Source organism: Rathayibacter sp. AY1H2, assembly GCF_002931985.1.
Lineage (GTDB): Bacteria > Actinomycetota > Actinomycetes > Actinomycetales > Microbacteriaceae > Rathayibacter.
This window is the reverse complement of the sequence record NZ_PSUV01000003.1, coordinates 153,125-168,211: the sequence shown is the minus strand read 5'-3', so window position 1 is coordinate 168,211 and position 15,087 is coordinate 153,125. Positions and strand designations below refer to the sequence as shown.

The window sequence follows — 15,087 nt, the reverse complement described above, 5'->3', positions numbered from 1 at the left end:
AGCGGAGCCCCGGGGTAGCGTGAGGGCCGAGCGGAGGGAGGACCGTGGCCGTCACGCTGCACGACGTCGCCCGCGCCGCCGACGTCTCGATCAAGACCGTCTCGAACGTGATCAACGACTATCCGCACGTGCGCCCGGCCACCCGCTCCCGGGTGCAGGCGGCCATCGCGCAGCTGGGCTACCGCCCCAACCTCTCCGCGCGGAGCCTGCGCCGCGGCCGCACCGGCGTGATCGGCCTCGCCCTGCCGGAGCTGAGCCTCCCCTACTTCGCCGAGCTCGCCGACAGCGTGATGCGCGCCGCCGACGAGCGCGGCCTGACGGTGCTGATCGAGCAGACCGGCGGCGACCCCGAGCGCGAGCGGAGCGTCCTGGCGAGCGAGCGCCGGCAGCTCACCGACGGCCTGCTCTTCAGCCCGCTGGGCCTCGCCGACGAGGACGCACTCGCGGTCGGCTTCCCCCTGGTGCTGCTCGGCGAGCGGATCTTCACCGGGCTGGTCGACCACGTCACCATGCAGAACACCGCTGCGGCGCACGCGGCCACCGCGCACCTGCTCGCCTCCGGAAGGCGCCGGATCGTGGCGCTCGGGACCCACCCCGACGCCGCCGTCAGCTCGGCGTCGCTCCGCCTCGAGGGCTACCGCGCCGCGCTCGCCGAGGCCGGCATCGCCTACGACGAGCGGATGATCGGCGTCTCGGGCCCGTGGCGGCGCTCCGGCGGCGCCGAGGCGATGCGCCGCGTGCTCGCCTCCGGGCTCGACTTCGACGCCGTGTTCGCGCTCAACGACACCCTCGCGCTCGGCGCGGTCCGCGCGCTCCAGGAGGCGGGGGTCCGCGTCCCCGAGGAGGTGGCGGTGATCGGCTTCGACGACATCGACGAGGCGGGCTACTCCTCCCCCAGCCTCTCCAGCGTGGACTCGGGGCGCGACGAGATCGCGCGCACCGCGGTCGAGGTGCTGCAGGCCCGGATCGAGGGCACCCGCACCGGCCCCGGGACGCTCCACGAGGCGGCGTTCACCGTGGTCGCCCGGGAGTCGACCGCGGGCCGGCCGATCGCGGAGGACCCGCCGGTCGGCCGGGCGTCGGCCGGGGCCTAGGCGCAGGTCCCGCTGCCGCAGATCTCGCGGCGGATCCAGGCTCCCGCGTCCGCGACGGCCAGCTCGCCGCGGCGGAGTAGCCGGCTCCACTCCACGGCCCGCGTCGTCAGCCGGTCGTCGGCCGAGCCGCGGACGTCGCCGCCGACGGTGCGGAGGAACAGGTGCGCGAGCGGGCCGCCGAGGTACAGCGTGGCGCCCGCGACGCCGGCGAAGTGGCGGGCCTGGCCGCGGGTGCCGTCGTCGTAGGGGCGGCGGAAGCCCTTCCCCCGGACCCGGTTGCGGCCGCCGTGCGCCAGGTCGAGGGCGCCGAGCGGGGCGCTGCGGATGCCGGCGACGTCCTTCGCGACGGCCGCGAGGAACGCGCGCGGGCGGGGATGCGACGCCGCGAGGGCGTCGGCGCGGTCGGCGAGCTCGGAGCAGGCGTCGGTGACGGCATCGGAGGAGGGCACCCGCCCAGTCGAGCACAGGTGCGCTGAGCGGCGGCGGGGAGGGCCGACGCGCGAGGAGGTCTGCCGACCTCGGCAGCGGCGCAGCGAGGCGGGTGGGGCCCGTGCCGCTCTTGACAGCAGCGGAGGCGGGGCGGACCATCGTGTACAACGTTAGAAAGACCGCTCGCCGCCGAGCCCGCTGCGGGAGCCCGAAGCCCGAAAGGCCCTCATGACCGACGCCTCCGCCGCCACCGCGCGCATCAGCCTCGACCCCGCCGCGGTCGTCGCCCCCGTCACTCCGCGCCTCTTCGGCTCGTTCGTCGAGCACCTCGGCCGCTGCGTGTACGACGGCATCTACGAGCCCGGCCACCCCGCCTCGAACGAGGACGGCTTCCGCCTCGACGTGGTCGAGCTGGTCAAGGAGCTGGGCACCACGACGATCCGCTACCCCGGCGGCAACTTCGTCTCGGGCTACCGCTGGGAGGACGGCGTCGGCCCGCGCTCCGAGCGCCCCCGCCGCCGCGACCTGGCCTGGCACTCGCTCGAGACCAACGAGGTCGGGCTGGACGACTTCGCCAAGTGGGCGGAGCTGACCGGCAGCGAGATCATGTACGCCGTCAACCTCGGCACCCGCGGCGTCCTCGAGGCGCTCGACGTCCTCGAGTACGCCAACGGACCGGCCGGCACCGCTCTCGCCGACCAGCGCATCGCCAACGGCGGGACCGAGCCCTACGACATCCGCATGTGGTGCCTCGGGAACGAGATGGACGGCCCCTGGCAGGTCGGCCACATGAGCGCCGACGACTACGGCAAGCTCGCCTCCCGCACCGCCAAGGCCCTCAAGATCGCCGACCCCTCGCTCGAGCTGGTCGTCTGCGGCTCGTCGAGCTCGTCGATGCCGACCTTCGGCGAGTGGGAGCGCGTGGTCCTCGAGCACGCGTACGACGACGTCGAGTACGTCTCGTGCCACGCCTACTACCAGGAGTACGACGGAGACCTCGGCTCCTTCCTCGCCTCCTCCCTCGACATGGAGTACTTCATCGCCACCGTCGCGGCGACCGTGGACCACGTGAAGTTCAAGCTCAAGAAGACGAAGGACATCAAGCTCTCCTTCGACGAGTGGAACGTCTGGTACCTCGAGGAGTGGCAGGCCAAGGAGAAGGCCGACGCCGAGGGCGACCAGAGCACCCGCGAGTGGGCCTACGCCCCGCGCCTGCTCGAGGACGTCTACTCCGTCGCCGACGCCGTCGTCCTCGGCAACCTGATGATCACGCTGCTGAAGAACTCCGACCGGGTCACCTCCGCCTCCCTCGCGCAGCTCGTCAACGTGATCGCGCCGATCATGACCGAGCCGGGCGGAGCCGCGTGGCGCCAGACCACGTTCTTCCCGTTCTCGACCACCGCGCGTCTGGCCTCCGGCTCGGTGCTGCGCCCCCGGATCGACGCGGGGACCTACTCGACCGCCCGTCACGGCGACGCTCCGCTCATCGACTCCGTCGCCACCGTCGACGAGGGCCGCGCGGCCGTCTTCCTGGTGAACCGGTCGCAGACGGAGCCGATCGAGGTCACCGTCGACGTCAGCGGCCTCGGAGTCTCGAGCATCGCGGAGGCGCTGGCCCTGTTCGACGAGGACCCCTACGCGAAGAACACGCGTGACGACCAGAACCGCGTGCGCCTGCGCGAGGCCACGGCGACGCTCGAGGACGGCGTGCTGACGCTGACCCTCCCGCCCGTCTCGTGGACGGCGGTCGCGCTCACGGCGTAGCGACGTCCGACCCGCAGGACCGCGTCCGGCTTCCCGGAGCCGCGCGGACCCGCGGGCCCCGTCGGGAACCGTCCCGGCTCAGGCCGCGGGCCACAGCGGGGAGGAGGCGCTCGAGCTGGTCCGCGAGGTCGTCCGCCACCCCCACGAGTACGTGGCGGGGATCGGGCTCGACAACCTCGAGACGGCGGGTCCGCCCGAGCGCTTCGCCGACGCCTACCGCCTCGCCGGGGAGGCCGGCCTGGGCCGGACCGCCCACTCCTCCGAGCACGCCCCGACCGCGGCCGACACGACGACCTGCCTCGATCTGCTGGGCTGCGACCGGATCGACCACGGCTACTTCGTCCTCGAGGACCCCGCCGTCGTCGAGCGCGTCCGCGAGCAGGGCGTCGTGTTCACCGTCGCCTCGACGACCTCGCGCCGCTCCTGGCGGCCCTGGCGGCGCGCGTCCATCCGGGCGATGCTCGACGCGGGACTCGGGTCGTGCCCTGCTCCGACGATCCCGGGATGTTCCCGACCACGCTCGCCGACGAGTACCGCCTCGCCGCCGGCCCGATCGGCGCGACCGCCGCGCAGCTGCGCGCGATGGCGCTCACCGGAGCGGAGGCCTCCTGGCTGCCCGCCGACGAGAAGGAGAGTCTGCGCGCGTCGTTCGCCGCGGAGCTGGACGCGCTGGACGCGGAGTTCGGGCTCGTCTGAGGCCCGGGACGCGACGGGCTCCCCGCCCTGACAGAGTGGACGGATGAGCCCCCTCCCCGATCCCCTGGCCTTCGACCTCGAGGCGCTGCGCCGGGAGGTGCTGCCGGACGACGGGGGCGAGGTCGACGACAGCATCCCCGCGCTCGCGGACGCCGACCCGGGACTCTGCGCGATCGCGCTCGTCCTGCCCGACGGGTCCGTCCGCGCGAGCGCCGACGCGGAGTCGGAATTCAGCATCCAGTCGGCCGTGAAGCCGTTCCTGTTCGCGCTCGCGCTCCTCGACACCGGCGGTGACGCGCTCGACCGCGTCGGCATCGAGCCCACCGGCGAGGCCTTCGACGCCCTCAAGCTCGAGAGCGGCACCGGGCGCCCGCCGAACCCGATGGTCAACGCGGGAGCGCTGCTGACCGCCGCCCTGGTCGACGGCGGCGACGCCGACGGCCGGAGCGAGCGGATCCTCCGCGGCCTCTCCGCCTTCGCCGGCCGCCCGCTCTCCGTCGACGAGAGCGTCGCCGCCGACGAGCACCTGCTCGGCGACCGGAACCACGCCCTCGCGCACCTGATGCGCGCGGAGGGCACCCTGCACCGCAGCGCCGACGACGCCGTCTCCGCGTACGCCCGGGCGTGCGCCGTGCTGGTCGACGTCCGCGACCTGGCCGCGATGGGCGCGACGCTCGCGTTCGGCGGCGTGCACCCGGGGACCGGCGAGCGGGTCGTGCCGGCCTCGGTCGCCCGCGACGTGGTCGCGGTCATGGCGACGTGCGGCGTCTACGACGGCTCGGGCCGCTGGATGCGCGCGGTCGGCGTCCCCGCCAAGTCGAGCGTCTCGGGCGCCCTCGTCCTCTCCGCTCCCGGCCGCCTCGGCGCCGCCGTCGTCAGCCCGCCGCTGGACCCCCAGGGCACCAGCGTCCGCGGCGCCCGCGTCGCCGCCCGCCTGAGCGACGCCCTCGCCCTGCACTCCTTCGCGGTCGCCCCCCGCTGACCGCTGCCGTTCCCCCGCTCTCCCGCTCCCGCCGGCGCAGCCGCGGCCCGTGCCCCGCGCCGTCGCAGGCGCCGGCGCCCACCGCACCCTCAGCGGAGACCACCCGCCCTCCCGCGACAGCGAAGGGCCGAGCCGCATCCGTGCACGCTCGCCCTCAGGGCCGAGCCACGTCAGCGCACGCTCGCCCGCAGGGCCGAGCTGACCGCCGAATCGCGTTCCAGCGATTCGCCGTAGCGGTACGCTCCCCGCTCCACGAAACGCACCACCTCGGACAGCCGACCGCGGAGCGGATGACGACGAAGGAGGAATCCGCTCGATCGAGCACCGCCGAGCTCACCGCCGAATCGCGTTCCAGCGATTCGCCGTAGCGGTACGCTCCCCGCTCCACGACACGCCCCCACCTCGTACAGCCGACCGCGGAGCGGATGACGACGAAGGAGGAATCCGCTCAATCCAAGAGCAGCGCCGGTTCCTCCAGCACGCTGGCGACGTCGGCGACGAAGCGGCTGACGACGTCGCCGTCGACGACGCGGTGGTCGAAGGAGCCGCCGACCGTGGTGACGAAGCGGGGGCGGACCTCGCCGTCGACGACCCAGGGCTTCTGCTTGATCGTGCCGAGGGCGATGATCGCGACTTCGCCGGGGTTCAGGATCGGGGTGCCCGTGTCCATCCCGAACACGCCGATGTTGGTGATGGTGATGGTGCCGTTCTGCATGTCGGCGGCGGTGGTCTTGCCGTCGCGGGCGTCGAGGGTGAGCTTCTCGAGGGCCTGGGCCAGTTCGAGGAGGCTCATCGACTGGGCGTCCTTGACGTTGGGGACGAGCAGTCCGCGCGGGGTGGCCGCGGCGATGCCGAGGTTGACGTAGTGGCGGACGACGATCTCGGTGTCGGTCCAGGCGGAGTTGACGGTGGGGTTGCGGCGGACGGCCCAGATGATGGCCTTGGCCATGATGAGCAGCGGCGAGACCTTGACGCCGGCGAAGTCGGGCGAGTTCTTGAGGCGCTTGACGAACTCCATGGTGCGGGTCGCGTCGACGTCGACGAAGACGCTGACGTGGGGCGCGGTGAACGCGCTCGTCGACATCGCGGCGGCGATCGCCTTGCGGACGCCGCGCACGGGGATGCGCTCCTCGCGGTCGTCGCCCCAGGCGGGGGTCTGGATGTTGCGGAAGACGCTGGCCTGGGAGGCGTGGCGGATGACGTCGTCGCGGGTGACCTCGCCGGCGAGGCCGGTGGCCTGCACCTCGAGGAGGTCGACGTCGAGGTCCTTCGCGAGCTTGCGGATCGGCGGCTTCGCGATGACGGGGAGCGCGGCGGCGGCCGGGGCGGTGGCGCCCGGTCGGCGGCGGCGGGTCTGGACGTGTCCGCCGGCGGTGCCGTAGCCGACGAGCGCGGCTCCGGAGCCCTCGCCCGGCTCGGTGGTGGAGGGGGCGGGCGGAGTGGCGGCCTGCGCGGGGTGGGCCGGAATCGCGGGCACCTCGGAGCCGATCGAGCCGGCTCCGGCCTGGACGGTGATGATCGCGGTGCCGACGTCGACCGTCTGGCCCTCGTCGACGAGCACGTCGACCACGGTGCCGCTGAACGGCGAGGGGAGCTCGACGAGCGACTTGGCGGTCTCGATCTCGACGAGGACCTGGTTGACGGCCACCTCGTCGCCGACCTTGACCTTCCAGGCCACGATCTCGGCCTCGGTGAGGCCCTCGCCGACGTCGGGGAGGAGGAACTGCTCTGTCATCGGGGGGACTCCTGTGGGCTCGTGCGGGCGGATGTCGCGCGCGTCAGTACGCGAGCGAGCGGTCGACGGCCTCGAGCACGCGGTCGACGTCGGGGAGGAAGAGCTTCTCGACCTTGGCGGGCGGGAAGGGGGTGTCGAAGCCGGCGACCCGGAGGACCGGCGCCTCCAGCGAGAAGAAGGCGCGCTCGGTGACGGTCGCCGCGATCTCGGAGCCGAGGCTCACGTTCGCGGACGCCTCCTGCGCGACGACGAGCCGGCCGGTCCTGCGGACAGACGCGAGCAGCGGCTCCCAGTCGATCGGGGAGAGCGAGCGCAGGTCGACGACCTCGACGCTCGTGCCCTCCTCGCCCGCGAGCTCGGCGGCCTGGAGGAGGACCGCGACCATCGGGCCCCAGCCGACCAGCGTGACCTCGGTGCCCTGGCGGACGACGCGGCTGGCGTGCAGCGGCGCGGCGGAACCGCTGAGGTCGACGTCGCCCTTGGGCCAGTAGCGGCTCTTGGGCTCGAAGAACATGACGGGGTCGTCCGAGGCGATGGCCTCCTGGATCATCCAGTAGGCGTCGTTGGGAGTCGACGGGCTGACCGCGCGCAGGCCCGCGGTGTGCGCGAAGTACGCCTCGTTGCTCTCCTGGTGGTGCTCGACCGCTCCGATGTGCCCGCCGTAGGGCACGCGGATGACGACGGGCATGGTGATCGCACCCTCGTGGCGGTTGGTCATCTTGGCCAGCTGCGAGGTGATCTGGTCGAACGCCGGGTAGATGAACCCGTCGAACTGGATCTCGCAGACCGGGCGGAAGCCGCGCATCGCGAGCCCGATCGCGGTGCCGACGATGCCGGACTCGGCGAGCGGCGTGTCGAGCACGCGCTTCGCCCCGAACTCGGCGTGCAGGCCCTCGGTGATGCGGAAGACGCCGCCCAGGGGGCCGATGTCCTCGCCCATCAGGAGGACGCGGTCGTCCTGCGTCATCGCGCGGCGGAGGCCGGCGTTGAGCGCCTTGGCCATGGACATGGACTCGAGCTGCGACCCGGTGAGGGGCGGCTGCGCGGCCGTCGTGCTGGTGTCGATCGTCATCACTCGCCTCCGAACGATTCTTCGTAGCGCTGCAGCCACGCCTTCTGCTCCTCGACGAGCACGTGCGGCTCCGAGTAGACGTGGTCGAACATGACGCCCGTGGGCGGGACGTCGAGGGCGAGGAGGCGGCGGCGGATGTCGGACGCGAAGTCCTTCGCCTCCTCGTCGACCTCGTCGAAGAAGGACTGCTCCACGCCCTCGCTCCGCAGGAACGCGGCGAAGCGGGTGATCGGATCCTTCGCGACCCACGAGGCGAGCTCGTCGTCGGTGCGGTACTTCGTCGGGTCGTCGCTCGAGGTGTGCGCGCCGATCCGGTAGGTCAGCGCCTCGATGAACTGGGGACCGCCGCCGGAGCGCGCGTCCTGCAGGTGCTTGGCGGTGACCGCGTAGCTCGCGAGCACGTCGTTGCCGTCGATCTGCACGCCGGGGATGCCGAAGCCGGAGGAGCGGAGGTAGAGGGGGCTGCGCGACTGCGTGGCCACGGGGACCGAGATCGCGTAGTGGTTGTTCTGGAGGAAGAAGACCTCGGGAGCCTGGTAGCTCGCGGCGAAGACCATCGCCTCGCTGACGTCGCCCTGGCTGGAGGCGCCGTCGCCGAAGTAGACGACGACGGCCGCATCCTTCTCGGGGTCGCCCGTGCCGGTCGCTCCGTCGAGGGTGAGGCCCATCGCGTAGCCGGTCGCGTGCAGGGCCTGCGAGCCGAGCACCAGCGTGTAGAGGTGGAAGTTCCCGTTCGTCGGGTCGGTCGGGTCCCAGCCGCCGTGCGTCGTGCCGCGCAGGAGCGCGAGGACGCCGAGCAGGTCGATGCCGCGGATCTTGCCGACGACGTGCTCGCGGTAGGAGGGGAACACGTGGTCCTGCGGGCGCATCGCGAACGCGGAGCCGACCTGCGCCGCCTCCTGGCCGTGGCTCGGGACCCACAGTCCGAGCTGGCCCTGGCGCTGCAGGTTCGCGGCCTCGGTGTCGAAGCGGCGGACCACCGCCATCTCGCGGTAGAAGGAGCGGTGCTGCGCCTCGTCCACCCCGTCGAGGTAGGAGGCGTACTGCTCGGCCGCGGGGGTCGGCGAGAACCGCCCGTCCGCGGAGAGGAACTGGACAGTCGGCGACTCCGTGCTGGTGGCTACCACCCGACTAACCTATCCGTCTCGCGGGGTGGCCCTCGGGGAGGGAAGCCACAATCTCGGCCGCCGCGCTGAGGAGCTTGTCGACAGAGCGCGCCTCGCCGACGGAGACGCGGATCCCCTCCGGCGGGAACGCGCGGACCACGACCCCGGCGCGCTCGAAGACCTCGGCCGCCCGCGCCGTGTCCTCGCGGGTGTCGAACCAGAGGAAGTTCGCCTGCGACTCCGGGATCGTCCAGCCCTGGTCGAGCAGCGCCCGCCAGAGGTCGTCGCGGAGGCGGGTGATGCGGTGGACGCGCTCGAGGAGCTCCTCGCGGTGCTCGAGGGAGGCGACCGCCGCTGTCTCGGCGAACCGGGTGACCGAGAGCGGGATGGCGGTGGAGCGGGCCGCGTCGAGGATCCGCGCGTGGCCGATCGCGTAGCCGACGCGGAGGCCGGCCAGGCCGTACGCCTTGGAGAAGGTGCGCGCGATCACGAGGTTCGGGTAGCGGCCGAGAAGGCGGGTGCCGTTCACGGCCCGCTCGTCGTCGACGAACTCGGCGTACGCCTCGTCGAGGAGCACGAGGACGTCTCCCGGGACGCGCTCGAGGAGCGCCTCGACGTCGTCGGCGGTCGCGACGGTGCCGGTGGGGTTGTTGGGGCTGCAGACGATCAGCAGGCGGGTGCGCTCGGTGACGGCCTGCGCCATGGCGTCGAGGTCGTGGGTGTCGTCGGCGCGGAGCGGCACGCGCACGCTGGTGGCGCCCGCGGTCGTGACGAGCGAGGGGTACGCCTCGAACGAGCGCCAGGCGTAGACGACCTCGTCGCCCGGGCCCGCCGCCGCGGTGATGAGCTGGGCGATGACCGCGACGGAGCCGGCTCCGACGATCACCTCCTCGATCGGGACGCCGTACTCCGCGGCGAGCGCTGTGCGCAGGGCGGTCGCCGCCGCGTCCGGGTACCGGTTGAAGTCGTCCACCTCGCGGACCCGCGCGAGCACGGAGGGCAGCGGGTCGAACGGGTTCTCGTTGGAGGAGAGCTTGAAGGCGTCGGCGGCGGCCGCGCGGCCCTGCTTGTAGGCGGGGAGCGCCAGGATCTCGGGGCGGAGGCGGACGGGAGGCTCCTGCTGGTCGGTCACCCGCCCCATGCTAGGCGGCGCGGCGGCGGGCGCCCCGCCGTTCCGCGCGCGCCGTCCCCCGCCCTCGACGGGCGTGCGCCGGCCCCCCTTCCCACCGGTCGAGCGCCGCCGGTGCGGCCCGGAGGTGCGGCCGACCCGGGTCTCGGATGCGCGAACCGCCCCGCTGACCGGCGCCCACGGCGGCCGTCCCCCGATTAGGGTGCAGTGATGCGGAGTCGAGGGCGAGCCGAGCGGCGCGGGGGTGCGCGCCCGCTCCTCCGGGGCGCCACGGCCGCGATCGCCCTGCTCGTCGCCGCCAGCGCGCTCACCGGATGCACGCCCTCCGCGGAGGGCACGCAGGCGACCCCGACTCTCCGCGAGACGTCCATCGACGTCGCCGCGCCTCCGGCCTACACCGCCGCGCGCGAGGCCGGCCTCGCGCTGCGGGACGACTCGCTCGCGCTCCTCACCGCGACCGACGGCACCGTCGCGGGCGCGGCCCGCACCGATCTGCTGGTGGCGATCGGATCCCTGAACGCAGCGCTCGAGGGAGTCTCGGCCGACGCCATCACCACCGCGACGACCGCGGCCGGGGAGCAACGGACGGCGCTGGCCGAGCGCGTGCTCGGCCTCGCCACGTCGACCCTCGCCTCCGGTCGCGGATCGACGTCCCGGCGGGCGGTGCTGACCGACGCGGTCGAGCAGCTCCGGAGCGCTCTCGCCTCGGGAGCCGCGGTCGCTCCGCTGGCCGTCGCCGTGATCGAGGCGCGCGAGCCGCTGGTCCCGGAGCCGGGCAGCGGATTCGCTCCTCCCCCGCGCCCCGCGCCTCCCGCAGCTCCCCGGCCGACCACGGCGCCCGAGCCCACCCAGGAGCCGACGCCCGATCCCCCGGCTCCGGAGCCGGCTCCCGCGCCCGCCCCCGAGCCGACCGAGGCCCCGCAGCCGACGGCGGAGCCCCTGCCGCAGCCCGAGCCCACCGCGGTGCTCCCTCCGCGGACCTGCGCCGACGACCCCCGCCTCTGCACTCCTGCGCCCGAGCCGACCATCGGCGGGCCCCTCACCTGAGCCCCGGCTCGCGGCCCGCCCCGCCCCGCCTGCGGGGATAGTGGAGGCATGAGCAGACTCCTCCTCGGCCTCCTGACCAACGCCGTCGCGATCTGGCTCACGACCCTGGTCGTGGCGGGCGTGCGCGTGGACCCGTACGAGGAGGGCCCCGCAGCGGCGGTCCTCACGTACCTGCTGGTGGCGGTGATCTTCGGCGTCGTCAACGCCGTCGTCGGCGGAGTGGTGCGGGTGGTCGCATTCCCCCTGTACGTGCTGACGCTCGGCCTGGTCTCGTTCCTCGTCAACGGCCTCCTGCTGCTCCTGACCGCCTGGATCAGCGGCCTCTTCGGCTTCGGCCTCGTCGTGGACGGCTTCTGGTGGGGCGTGCTCGGCGCCCTCGTGCTCGCCCTGGTGAACTGGTTCATCGGCCTGCTCCTGCGCCCCTTCCTCCGCCGCCGTCAGGACTGACACCGCGGGCTCGGCAGTCAGCATCGGCCGCGCCGCCGCCGCCCGGGAGGCGTCGCGCGCCATCGGTGGACGACGGCCGCGATCGGCCTGCTGTGGAGGAGCCGCGGTGCGCCATGATGGGCGGGTGACCCCCGACTCCCCTGCGCCCTCGGCCTTCGCCGTGTGCTTCGTCTGCACCGGCAACATCTGCCGGTCGCCGATGGCCGAGGTGGTGCTGCGCTCCCTGGCGGAGCAGGCGGGGCTCGGCTCCGCGATCGAGATCAGCTCGGCCGGCACCGGCGAATGGCACCTCGGCGAGCACGCCGACAGCCGCGCCCTCGCGGCGCTGGAGCGTCACGGCTTCGACGGGGGCCGCCACCGCGCCCAGCTCTTCGACCCGTCCCGCTTCGCCGAGTTCGACCTGGTCGTCGCGCTCGACCACGGGCACGAGCGCGCGCTGCGCTCCTGGGCGCGCACCGAGGTCGACCGGCAGAAGATCCGCCGCCTGCTCGACTTCGAGCCCGGCCTCTCCCCGCAGGGCGACGTCCCCGACCCCTACTATTCCGATGCGGCGGCGTTCGACTCGGTGCTCGCGCTCATCGAGCGCGCCTGCCGGGCCCTCTTCGCCCAGATCGAACCAGGACTGCGCGGCAACCGCTCGGTCCGCCCCGACTCCACCGACGCGCGCGCCGCCCTCGCGCAGGACACCTGAGAACCGGAAGGCACCACCGCATGACCTCGCTCCCCACCCAGCCGCTGAGCCCCCTCGACGGCCGCTACAGCGGTGCCGTCTCGTCGCTCGGCGAGTACCTCTCGGAGGCGGGGCTGAACCGCGCGCGGGTGCACGTCGAGGTCGAGTGGCTGCTGGCGCTGACCGACCGCCGCCTCTTCGGCTCCGAGCCCGTCGACGCGGCGACCGCCGAGGAGCTGCGCCGCCGCGCCCGCGACTTCGGCCAGCCCGAGATCGACGAGCTGGCGACCCTCGAGGCCCGCACCCGCCACGACGTGAAGGCCGTGGAGTACCTCGTCCGCCAGTGGCTCGAGGAGCTGGGCCTGCAGCGCATCGCCGAGCTCACCCACTTCGCAGCCACCAGCGAGGACATCAACAACCTCTCCTACGCGATCGTAGTCCGCCAGGCCGTCGGCGAGATCTGGCTGCCGAAGCTGCGCTCGGTCGTCGCGTCGCTCCGGGAGCTGGCCGTCCGCTACCGCGACGAGTCGATGCTCAGCCGCACCCACGGCCAGCCCGCGACCCCGACCACGATGGGCAAGGAGTTCGCCGTCTACGCGTACCGGCTCGAGCGGGTCGTCGCGCAGATCGAGGCGACGGAGTACCTGGGCAAGTTCAGCGGAGCGACGGGCACGTTCGCCGCGCACCTCGCCGCCGACCCCGGCACCGACTGGCCCGCCCTCGCGGAGGAGTTCGTCACCTCCCTCGGCCTCGTCTTCAACCCGCTGACCACCCAGATCGAGTCGCACGACTGGCAGGCCGAGCTCTACGGCAGGGCCGCGCACGCGAACCGCATCCTGCACAACATCTGCACCGATGTCTGGACCTACATCTCGCTCGGCTACTTCCGGCAGATCCCCCAGGCCGGGGCGACCGGCTCGTCCACGATGCCGCACAAGATCAACCCGATCCGCTTCGAGAACGCCGAGGCGAACCTCGAGCTCTCCAGCGCCCTGCTCGACTCGCTCGCGCAGACCCTGGTCACCTCGCGCCTCCAGCGCGACCTCACCGACTCGACCACGCAGCGCAACATCGGCGTCGCGTTCGGCCACTCCCTCCTCGCCCTCGACAACATCGCCCGCGGCCTGCTCGAGATCGACCTCGACCCGACCGCCCTCGCCGCCGACCTCGACGGCAACTGGGAGGTGCTGGCCGAGGCGATCCAGACGGTGATCCGCGCAGAGGTGGCGGCCGGCCGCTCCTCGATCACCGACCCGTACGCGCTGCTGAAGGACCTGACCCGCGGCAAGCGCCTCGGTGCCGACGACCTCGCCGTCTTCGTGCAGGGTCTCGACATCGGCGACGCGGCGAAGGAGCGCCTGCTGGCGCTGACGCCGGGCGGCTACACGGGCCTCGCCTCGTCGCTGGTCGACCGCCTGAGCTGATCCGCCGGGCAGCGAGCGCGCGGGTGCCGCCGTCCTCGAGAGCGAGCACTCCGACTCCTGCGTGCTCGCGGCGGCGCGGTCGACGGCGGCGCGATGTCGGGGGTCGCACCTAGCGTCGGCGGCATGTCAGCGTGCGCGATCGGAGGGTGCGCCTCCTCGGCCGAGACGGGCGCCCCCCTCGCGCTCTGCGCGGCGCACCTCGGGCTCGCGCACGACTGGGTCGCCCGCGAGGACGGCGTGATCGACGTCCTGCCCTCGCCGTGCGCCGCGTGCGGGTCCCGCCTGGGCGTCCGGCTCCCCTCCGCCTGGCTCTGCGCCGCCTGCGAGTGGCGGCTCGGCGACGCACCCGACGGCGAGCTCCCGCCGCCCCGGGTCGACGTCGTCTACTACATCCGCTTCGGCGAGCGGATCAAGATCGGCACCAGCGGCAATCCCCGGCAGCGCCTCCACCGGCTCCGGCACGAGGAGCTCCTCGCGTTCGAGCGCGGCGGGCGAGCACTCGAGCAGCATCGGCACGCCCAGTTCGCCGACGAGCGCCTGGAGCGCACCGAGTGGTTCGCGCGCAGCCCCGCGCTCGACGCCCACATCGAGACCGTGCGCGCCGGGGAGCCCGACCCCTGGGCGCTGCACCGCCGCTGGCGCAGCGAGGCGCTGGCCCTGCGGCTCTGACGCGTCGGCTGCGAGCGGGCGGCTGCGACTCGACCGCTCCGACTCGCCGGCTCCCACTCGACCGTTCCCGCTCGCCGGCACTGCGTCGGCGGGTCCCGCTCCGCCGAGCCGGACACCGGGACGGAGTGCCGGGGAGGGCGCGCCGGGGACGGGTCCCCCGAGGACCGTCCCGCAGCCGCCGCACGACGCGCTCAGCGCCCCCAGGCGTCGACGAGCAGCGGACCGCGGACATCGCGGAGCCGGTCGACCAGGCGGTCCGCCAGCGCGGCCGTGACCCCCGTGGCGACCAGGTCGTGGGGGCCGAGCGGCAGCAGCTTCCCCGTGCGGATGCGCACCACCTCCCACCCGGCGGAGCGGAGCGCGCGGTCCTTCCGCCGGTCGGCCTCCTCGCGGTGCCCGACGTGCTCGAGTCCGTGACGGCCGGTGGAGTCGTACTCGATCGCGACGCGCAGCTCGCCGAGCGGCTCGTCTTCGATCCGGCGGACACGGCGGTGCGTCTCGCGCGGCCGGAGCGGCGGCAGCTGGAGGGGTGGATCGAGCGGACGGAGGAGTCGACGACGCGGCGGGCGCGGATCCGCTCGGGCCGGTGGGCGACACGGACCCGCGGCCGGTGAGCGACGCGGACGTCGGGAGCCCCCGCGCGATCACGGCGGGCGGCGCCAGGAGGACGAAGGAGCCGTCGCCGGGGGCGGCCGCCGGCGCGAGCACCTCGGCGAGCCGACCGCCGATCATCGGCGCGGCCCGGGGCAGGCGCGGCGAGGCGAGCTCGGCGCAGTCGGGGCACCAGGAGGAGCGGCGCCGCTCCCGGCCGGGACGGTGGCGT

General features: G+C 73.9%; 16 protein-coding genes and 1 pseudogene. 11 read left to right on the top strand and 6 right to left on the bottom strand.

Features of this window, described 5'->3' with window-relative positions:
- Nucleotides 1–44 precede the first annotated feature (44 nt).
- Nucleotides 45–1,094 (top strand): LacI family DNA-binding transcriptional regulator, encoded by a 1,050-nt coding sequence (locus tag C5C29_RS04355; protein ID WP_104224545.1) that lies wholly within the window; start codon nucleotides 45–47, stop codon nucleotides 1,092–1,094.
- Here the strand turns inward: C5C29_RS04355 and C5C29_RS04350 are convergent.
- Entirely contained in the window at nucleotides 1,091–1,543 is a 453-nt protein-coding gene (locus C5C29_RS04350; protein ID WP_104224546.1) for a hypothetical protein, read from the bottom strand. The two genes, C5C29_RS04355 and C5C29_RS04350, sit on opposite strands and share 4 nt — an antisense overlap.
- Before the next feature lie 208 nt (nucleotides 1,544–1,751).
- Between C5C29_RS04350 and C5C29_RS04345 the strand changes: the two genes are divergently transcribed.
- The 4 genes and pseudogenes from C5C29_RS04345 to glsA all read left to right on the top strand — a co-directional run bounded on the left by C5C29_RS04345 (nucleotide 1,752) and on the right by glsA (nucleotide 4,965).
- A complete protein-coding gene (locus tag C5C29_RS04345) occupies nucleotides 1,752–3,287 on the top strand; it encodes an alpha-N-arabinofuranosidase (RefSeq protein ID WP_104224547.1) in 1,536 nt (511 codons plus the stop codon).
- 151 nt (nucleotides 3,288–3,438) lie between these two features.
- Nucleotides 3,439–3,639 (top strand): annotated as a pseudogene (locus tag C5C29_RS17650) (hypothetical protein); the annotation flags it as partial.
- A gap of 152 nt (nucleotides 3,640–3,791) precedes the next feature.
- A complete protein-coding gene (locus C5C29_RS17300) occupies nucleotides 3,792–3,983 on the top strand; it encodes a hypothetical protein (protein WP_219813763.1) in 192 nt (63 codons plus the stop codon).
- A 43-nt stretch (nucleotides 3,984–4,026) separates the two neighbouring features.
- Entirely contained in the window at nucleotides 4,027–4,965 is a 939-nt protein-coding gene (gene glsA / locus C5C29_RS04335; RefSeq protein WP_104224548.1) for a glutaminase A, read from the top strand.
- Between the two features lie 448 nt (nucleotides 4,966–5,413).
- Here the strand turns inward: glsA and C5C29_RS04330 are convergent, their stop codons facing one another.
- From C5C29_RS04330 to hisC, 4 genes are all read right to left on the bottom strand, one after another.
- Nucleotides 5,414–6,700, bottom strand: a complete 1,287-nt coding sequence (locus C5C29_RS04330; protein ID WP_104256442.1) for a dihydrolipoamide acetyltransferase family protein — start codon at nucleotides 6,698–6,700, stop codon at nucleotides 5,414–5,416.
- Nucleotides 6,701–6,743: 43 nt separating this feature from the next.
- Nucleotides 6,744–7,709 carry an alpha-ketoacid dehydrogenase subunit beta gene (locus tag C5C29_RS04325; protein ID WP_181027250.1) on the bottom strand — a complete coding sequence of 322 codons (966 nt, stop codon included), beginning with the start codon at nucleotides 7,707–7,709 and terminating at the stop codon, nucleotides 6,744–6,746.
- Nucleotides 7,710–7,771: 62 nt separating this feature from the next.
- Entirely contained in the window at nucleotides 7,772–8,899 is a 1,128-nt protein-coding gene (locus tag C5C29_RS04320) for a thiamine pyrophosphate-dependent dehydrogenase E1 component subunit alpha (protein WP_104225190.1), read from the bottom strand.
- A 4-nt stretch (nucleotides 8,900–8,903) separates the two neighbouring features.
- A complete protein-coding gene (gene hisC, locus C5C29_RS04315; protein ID WP_104225189.1) occupies nucleotides 8,904–10,019 on the bottom strand; it encodes a histidinol-phosphate transaminase in 1,116 nt (371 codons plus the stop codon).
- 198 nt (nucleotides 10,020–10,217) lie between these two features.
- Here hisC and C5C29_RS04310 point away from each other — a divergent pair, with 198 nt between their 5' ends.
- The 5 genes from C5C29_RS04310 (at nucleotide 10,218) to C5C29_RS04290 (ending at nucleotide 14,264) form a co-directional block, all read left to right on the top strand.
- A complete protein-coding gene (locus tag C5C29_RS04310; RefSeq protein WP_104307984.1) occupies nucleotides 10,218–11,054 on the top strand; it encodes a hypothetical protein in 837 nt (278 codons plus the stop codon).
- A gap of 48 nt (nucleotides 11,055–11,102) precedes the next feature.
- Nucleotides 11,103–11,501, top strand: coding sequence for a phage holin family protein (locus C5C29_RS04305; protein WP_104225199.1), 399 nt, complete (start codon nucleotides 11,103–11,105; stop codon nucleotides 11,499–11,501).
- Between the two features lie 124 nt (nucleotides 11,502–11,625).
- On the top strand, nucleotides 11,626–12,192 hold the full coding sequence (locus C5C29_RS04300) for a low molecular weight protein-tyrosine-phosphatase (RefSeq protein ID WP_181027248.1): 567 nt from the start codon (nucleotides 11,626–11,628) through the stop codon (nucleotides 12,190–12,192).
- 20 nt (nucleotides 12,193–12,212) lie between these two features.
- The gene (purB, locus tag C5C29_RS04295) at nucleotides 12,213–13,595 is read left to right on the top strand and encodes an adenylosuccinate lyase (protein ID WP_104225198.1); all 1,383 of its coding nucleotides are present in this window, start codon (nucleotides 12,213–12,215) and stop codon (nucleotides 13,593–13,595) included.
- Between the two features lie 123 nt (nucleotides 13,596–13,718).
- Nucleotides 13,719–14,264, top strand: coding sequence for a GIY-YIG nuclease family protein (locus tag C5C29_RS04290; protein ID WP_104225197.1), 546 nt, complete (start codon nucleotides 13,719–13,721; stop codon nucleotides 14,262–14,264).
- A gap of 191 nt (nucleotides 14,265–14,455) precedes the next feature.
- Here the strand turns inward: C5C29_RS04290 and C5C29_RS17645 are convergent, their stop codons facing one another.
- On the bottom strand, nucleotides 14,456–14,602 hold the full coding sequence (locus C5C29_RS17645; protein WP_308471130.1) for a hypothetical protein: 147 nt from the start codon (nucleotides 14,600–14,602) through the stop codon (nucleotides 14,456–14,458).
- 54 nt (nucleotides 14,603–14,656) lie between these two features.
- Between C5C29_RS17645 and C5C29_RS17640 the strand changes: the two genes are divergently transcribed.
- On the top strand, nucleotides 14,657–14,878 hold the full coding sequence (locus C5C29_RS17640) for a hypothetical protein (protein ID WP_374953986.1): 222 nt from the start codon (nucleotides 14,657–14,659) through the stop codon (nucleotides 14,876–14,878).
- Nucleotides 14,879–15,087 lie beyond the last annotated feature (209 nt).

Excerpts from the sequence above, each read along its gene's own strand:
- C5C29_RS04330 (WP_104256442.1), bottom strand. The coding sequence starts at position 6,700 with ATGACAGAGCAGTTCCTCCTCCCCGACGTCGGCGAGGGCCTCACCGAG.
- hisC (WP_104225189.1), bottom strand. The coding sequence starts at position 10,019 with ATGGGGCGGGTGACCGACCAGCAGGAGCCTCCCGTCCGCCTCCGCCCC.
- C5C29_RS04345 (WP_104224547.1), top strand. The coding sequence starts at position 1,752 with ATGACCGACGCCTCCGCCGCCACCGCGCGCATCAGCCTCGACCCCGCC.
- C5C29_RS04305 (WP_104225199.1), top strand. The coding sequence starts at position 11,103 with ATGAGCAGACTCCTCCTCGGCCTCCTGACCAACGCCGTCGCGATCTGG.
- C5C29_RS17300 (WP_219813763.1), top strand. The coding sequence starts at position 3,792 with ATGTTCCCGACCACGCTCGCCGACGAGTACCGCCTCGCCGCCGGCCCG.
- C5C29_RS04310 (WP_104307984.1), top strand. The coding sequence starts at position 10,218 with ATGCGGAGTCGAGGGCGAGCCGAGCGGCGCGGGGGTGCGCGCCCGCTC.
- C5C29_RS04325 (WP_181027250.1), bottom strand. The coding sequence starts at position 7,709 with ATGTCCATGGCCAAGGCGCTCAACGCCGGCCTCCGCCGCGCGATGACG.
- C5C29_RS04290 (WP_104225197.1), top strand. The coding sequence starts at position 13,719 with ATGTCAGCGTGCGCGATCGGAGGGTGCGCCTCCTCGGCCGAGACGGGC.
- purB (WP_104225198.1), top strand. The coding sequence starts at position 12,213 with ATGACCTCGCTCCCCACCCAGCCGCTGAGCCCCCTCGACGGCCGCTAC.
- glsA (WP_104224548.1), top strand. The coding sequence starts at position 4,027 with ATGAGCCCCCTCCCCGATCCCCTGGCCTTCGACCTCGAGGCGCTGCGC.